Here is an 854-nt window from a genome sequence, read left to right as displayed (position 1 = left end):
CAGCCGCCGTCCTCTCACACCACCGTGCGTACGGTTCCGTACACGGCGGTTCAGGTTATACGGCTAAGCCGGTTTATCGTATCCAGTATCGAGACCAGTCCGAACCTATCCCATAGCCTCTTCGGTAGCGCCTGATTCACATGAGATGCTCCCGAGTTCCACCACGGGCCTCGGCCATTAAAGGCCGATTTACAGGCACGTTCTTCGCTCAGGCCCAGGCGCATCAGGTTGCGCGCCCTCGTTGAGGGCCGTTTCCATTGACGCCAGATGACGCAGCGAAGTTTATGCCTGACCCAACCATCCAATTTCTCAAGTGGGCGTTTGCTCTGGCTGAGCTTGAAGTAGCCAGCCCAGCCTCGCAGGACAGGGTTGATTCGCTCAATGACAGTCGCCACTTTGCGGGCCCTTACACTCCGCAGCAATATTCTGAGCCGGTCGCGTAAACGCCCCAAGCTCATCGTTGCCACACGCAGCCTTGGTTGCTGGTGCCTGCTCATCCCGTAACCCAAGTAGTCACACTTCCAAGCCCCTGCTACTTGGCTCTTCTTCCGGTTCACCGTCAGTTTCAAACGATGGCACAGGAAGCGCTCGATACTGGCCAACACCCGCTCGCCCGCCCGAGGACTGCGCACATAAATGTTCGCATCATCGGCGTAGCGCACGAAGCGATGACCCCGCCGTTCCAATTCGCGGTCGAGCTCATCCAGAAGGATATTCGACAGCAACGGCGAGAGCGGGCCGCCTTGCGGTGTCCCCTCTTGCCGTTGGCTGACGATACCGCCCGACATGGCCCCAGCTTCAAGGTAGCGGCGGATCAGCCTAAGCACTCGCTTGTCTTCGACGCGACGCTGCAA

At 59.0% G+C, this 854-nt stretch carries 1 protein-coding gene; it reads right to left on the bottom strand.

The window, feature by feature from the left end:
• Positions 1-50: 50 nt before the first annotated feature.
• Positions 51-854: group II intron maturase-specific domain-containing protein (locus tag ACF8EA_RS25255; RefSeq protein WP_392523650.1), on the bottom strand; the 804-nt coding region annotated here is incomplete at its 5' end.

The organism is Pseudomonas sp. YQ_5, from assembly GCF_043103305.1.
GTDB classification, from domain to species: domain Bacteria; phylum Pseudomonadota; class Gammaproteobacteria; order Pseudomonadales; family Pseudomonadaceae; genus Aquipseudomonas; species Aquipseudomonas putida_Y.
The sequence above is the reverse complement of the archived record's forward strand: the minus strand, read 5'-3'. Positions and strand labels throughout refer to the sequence as shown.